6 protein-coding genes are annotated in these 3,818 nt (G+C 55.6%); 2 read left to right on the top strand and 4 right to left on the bottom strand.

Features of this window, described 5'->3' with window-relative positions; all coding sequences use genetic code 11:
- Both K5905_RS29480 and K5905_RS29475 read left to right on the top strand, forming a co-directional pair.
- Nucleotides 1-374: MaoC family dehydratase (locus K5905_RS29480; RefSeq protein WP_297591146.1), on the top strand; the 374-nt coding region annotated here is incomplete at its 5' end.
- Entirely contained in the window at nucleotides 371-850 is a 480-nt protein-coding gene (locus K5905_RS29475; RefSeq protein WP_297591142.1) for a MaoC family dehydratase, read from the top strand. The genes K5905_RS29480 and K5905_RS29475, both read left to right, overlap by 4 nt.
- Nucleotides 851-896: 46 nt before the next feature.
- Here K5905_RS29475 and K5905_RS29470 read toward each other — a convergent pair whose 3' ends face one another.
- From K5905_RS29470 to K5905_RS29455, 4 genes are all read right to left on the bottom strand, one after another.
- Nucleotides 897-1,376, bottom strand: a complete 480-nt coding sequence (locus K5905_RS29470) for a GNAT family N-acetyltransferase (protein WP_297591140.1) — start codon at nucleotides 1,374-1,376, stop codon at nucleotides 897-899.
- Between the two features lie 9 nt (nucleotides 1,377-1,385).
- Nucleotides 1,386-2,048: a 5,6-dimethylbenzimidazole synthase gene (gene bluB, locus K5905_RS29465; protein WP_297591137.1), complete on the bottom strand. Its 663-nt coding sequence runs from the start codon at nucleotides 2,046-2,048 to the stop codon at nucleotides 1,386-1,388.
- A gap of 6 nt (nucleotides 2,049-2,054) precedes the next feature.
- A complete protein-coding gene (locus K5905_RS29460; RefSeq protein ID WP_297591135.1) occupies nucleotides 2,055-2,603 on the bottom strand; it encodes an adenine phosphoribosyltransferase in 549 nt (182 codons plus the stop codon).
- A 158-nt stretch (nucleotides 2,604-2,761) separates the two neighbouring features.
- Nucleotides 2,762-3,643, bottom strand: coding sequence for an S-methyl-5'-thioadenosine phosphorylase (locus K5905_RS29455; protein WP_297591133.1), 882 nt, complete (start codon nucleotides 3,641-3,643; stop codon nucleotides 2,762-2,764).
- Nucleotides 3,644-3,818 lie beyond the last annotated feature (175 nt).

The following is a 3,818-nucleotide window of genomic DNA, read 5'->3' as shown; positions in this document are numbered from 1 at the left end:
TTGAATTTGCCAGCGAGTTTGACCCGCAGCCCTTTCATCTGGACGAGGAAGCGGGACAAGCTTCGCTGCTCGGCGGGCTCGCTGCGTCCGGCTGGCACACATGTGCGTTGGTCATGGGACTGCTGGCAACTGGGTTATTGAACAAGAGCACCAGCAGAGGGTCTCCACGCATAAACGAGTTGAAGTGGACAAAACCGGTCTTTCCAGGCGACACGCTGACGGCAAAAGCCGAAATTCTTGAAACCAAGGACATGCGGACCAAACCTCATCTCGGCATTGTCTTTGTGCGCATAACAGCGGTCAACCAGTCCGGATCCCAGGTGCTCAGATGGGAAAACCCGATCCTTTTCAAGAAGCGGAAAGTCAGCGCTTGATCTCGTATTTTGAAGACGTTGAAATAGGTGAATCGCTCGAGCTCGGGCAACATACGTTCACACGCGAAGAGGTCGAGCGGTTCGCTGAAAAATTCGACCCACAACCCTTTCACCTGAGCGAGGACGGCGCCGCCAAAACGTTTTTCAAGCACCAGTGCGCGTCCGGCTGGCACACAGCCGCGGTCTTCATGAAACTGTTTGTGGCAAAGTTGGAAGAATTGCAGAGGAAGGCAACTGAAGAAGGGCTTCGACCTGCACGCCTCGGTCCGTCCCCCGGTTTCAAGGACCTCAAATGGATCAAACCGGTCTATGTCGGCGACACCCTGCTTTATTCTCGCATTGTGACGGGAAAGACGGAAAGCAGAAGCCGGCCCGAATGGGGCCTGCTCCACTCCGACACACTGGCGCACAATCAGGACGGCACGCTCGTTTTTTCCTTCAAGGCGACGGTCTTTCTGGAAAGAAAACCCCGCTGAAGTCCTCTGAGATTACCGGGCGTTGCCTTTAGGCAGTGCCAATTGATTACAGCGGCCGCGCAAACAGAATCTCGTCGCGGATTTCAATACCGTAGTCACCCCTTAGCGGAATACCCGGTTTTTGCTCTCTTTCCCGGTCGATCACCCCCTGCCCGATCCGCTCGAAACGAAACCCGCGCCGCTGATAGAAGCGGAAGGCGTCCAGGTTGTCGTTCGACGTTCGCACTGTCAGACGCGGCACATTCCGGGCACGGGCTTCGGTGACGACCGCGTCCAGCAACTGACTGCCGACCCCGCCCCAGCGATTGATGGAATCAAGCGTAAGAATTTCCCATTCACCATCCCGCTTGATCAGTGTGACGAGTCCAACCAGGTTTTTACCGTCAAGGGCGACATAACCCGGCAGACGCGATGCATCATACATTTCCCCATCGAGCATGATCTCAGGTGCAGTCCAGCGTTCTGTCAGAAGCTGGTGGACGGCAGTTTGATCTCTGTCTTCGGTGGGGCGAATAATCACAGGCATTCAGAACTCCTACCGGCGGAATAACCGCGTTTCCAGGGGACTTCGCGCTTGCCAGCGCGTGCGTTCCAATTCCGGGTCCATATGTTCTTCTTCAGGAAAACCGACGCATAGATAAGCCACAAGCCGCCAGCTTGCGTCAACCTGCAGCGCGTCGGTGACCTTTTCCGGATCCAATATCGACACCCAGCCGACACCAATACCCTCAGCTCTGGCCGCAAGCCAGAATGTGTGGATCATGCTGACGGTCGAATAGGCGAGTGTCTCGTGCATTGTTGCCCGACCAAGACCGTGGCCCTGCTCGGGATCGTCGTCGCTGAATATGGCCAGATGAACCGGTGCTTCCTTCAGCCCTGCCAGTTTCAGCTGCCGGTACATCTGCGCCTTGTCGTTTTCGTAATGCTTCGCAGCCTGCTCGTTTTCCGCTTCGAATGAGGCTGTCACCTGCGCGCGGCTATCGGGATCTTCGACAATCACGATCCGCCAGGGCTGGCTGTTTCCGACCGATGGGGCAAGATCCGCCAGGTGCAGAAGATGCTCCAGGGAACCCGTAGGCAAGGGATCGGTTCTGAAGCGGCGCACATCTCGCCGCCACTTCAACAATGTTTCGAAATCTTCCTGGAACTGCCTGGAAAACTCCGGTTTTGCGACCTCGCTGTCGGCTCCTCCCGCCATGTCAGCTCAGTGTCCCGGAAATTCCACCAGGGTCCGAACGGGAACGCTCAGAGCCTCCAGCTTTTTCCGTCCTCCCAAATCCGGAAGATCGACAATGAAACAGGCAGCTTCGATATTCGCCCCCATGGAACGCAACAATTTGCAGGCAGCTTCCGCAGTTCCGCCGGTGGCTATCAGATCATCCACCAGGATCACCCGATCACCAGGCTGGATAGCATCCTTGTGCACTTCCATTTCATCTAGGCCGTATTCAAGGGAATAGGCAATCCGCACTGTCTCGTGCGGTAATTTGCCTTTCTTGCGAATCGGAACGAAACCCGCGGAAAGCTGATGTGCGACGGCACCACCCAGAATGAACCCCCTCGCCTCAATACCTGCGATCTGATCAACCTTGGACCCGGCCCAGGGTTGTACCAACGCATCGACCGCGCGGCGAAAAGCACGCGCATTGCCGAGAAGTGTCGTGATATCGCGAAACAGAATTCCCTCGTGCGGATAGTCCTTGATCGTACGGATTGAATTGATCAACTCATCCTGGATTGTCTGGTCGGTCATCGAGTTTTCTCTCTTTGGATGATCATTCCGGCGTAAGTCACGAAGTTTTCTATGCGTTCGCGCATCACCCCCGACCGACGCTTATACCAATTTTGCTACGCCGGTCGAAGTTAATTCGGTGTCGTTCAACCAAGATATGAACCTGTGAATGTGAAGGATCAGGAAGATTTGCCAAGCACCCGGCCAGCAATGGCATCCAGCTTGGCAACAAGCGCCGGATCCCGTTTCTCCGGAGCAGTCATCAGGGCGAATTCCAAAGCAGTATCGGAACCTGCGGGACAGGACTGATGCGAGCGCGGCAGGTTCTGTGCGACGCGCGCCACAAGCCGTTGCGCATTTTCCGCGTTGTCGTGCAAAACCTTGATGATCGCCTGAATGTCGACCTCACCGTGATCGGGATGCCAGCTGTCATAGTCCGTCACCATGGCTATGGTCGCGTAGCAGATTTCCGCCTCGCGTGCGAGCTTCGCCTCCGGCATGTTGGTCATGCCGATCACGTCGCAACTCCAGGACCGGTAAAGATGGCTCTCGGCCAGGGATGAGAATTGCGGACCTTCCATGGCCAGGTAAGTTCCGCCCTTGCTATAGGCCAACCCTTCGGCTTCAGCTGCGGCGACCACCGCATCCACGAGCTTGGGACTGACCGGTGTTGCCATGGAGACATGCGCGACGAACCCGGTGCCAAAGAAACTCTTTTCACGGGCAATGGTACGATCGATAAACTGATCGACCAGAACAAACGTGCCCGGAGCGTGCTCTTCCTTCAAAGAGCCGCAAGCCGAGACCGACAGAAGATCAGTGACGCCACATCGCTTCATTACGTCGATGTTGGCGCGATAGTTGATGGTGGTTGGAGAATAGACATGACCTCGGCCATGGCGCGGCAGGAATACAATCTTGAGTCCGTCTATTTCACCAATACGGACCTGGTCTGACGGTGTCCCCCAAGGGCTTTCAACGGTAACCCATTCTGAGTTTTCCAATCCGGGCAAATCGTAAATGCCGGAACCGCCAATGATGCCCAAAACTGCGTCTGCCATAGTCACTCCACGTGTTCAAAAATTTGAAAATATCGCTCCTGGACACGGACACACAAATCGTGCCTTCAATTTGTCCGGGGCCGATCTGAACGACGCCTAACGGTCTTTTACGACGCGACGTCAAAGCCAGTTTGCGCCCGACAAACGCTTGCATGTCCAGTTTTCCGGATCCTTG

Origin of the sequence: Roseibium sp. (genome assembly GCF_025698965.1) — a bacterium.
In the GTDB taxonomy this organism is placed as follows: Bacteria; Pseudomonadota; Alphaproteobacteria; order Rhizobiales; family Stappiaceae; genus Roseibium.
The sequence above is the reverse complement of the archived record's forward strand: the minus strand, read 5'-3'. Positions and strand labels throughout refer to the sequence as shown.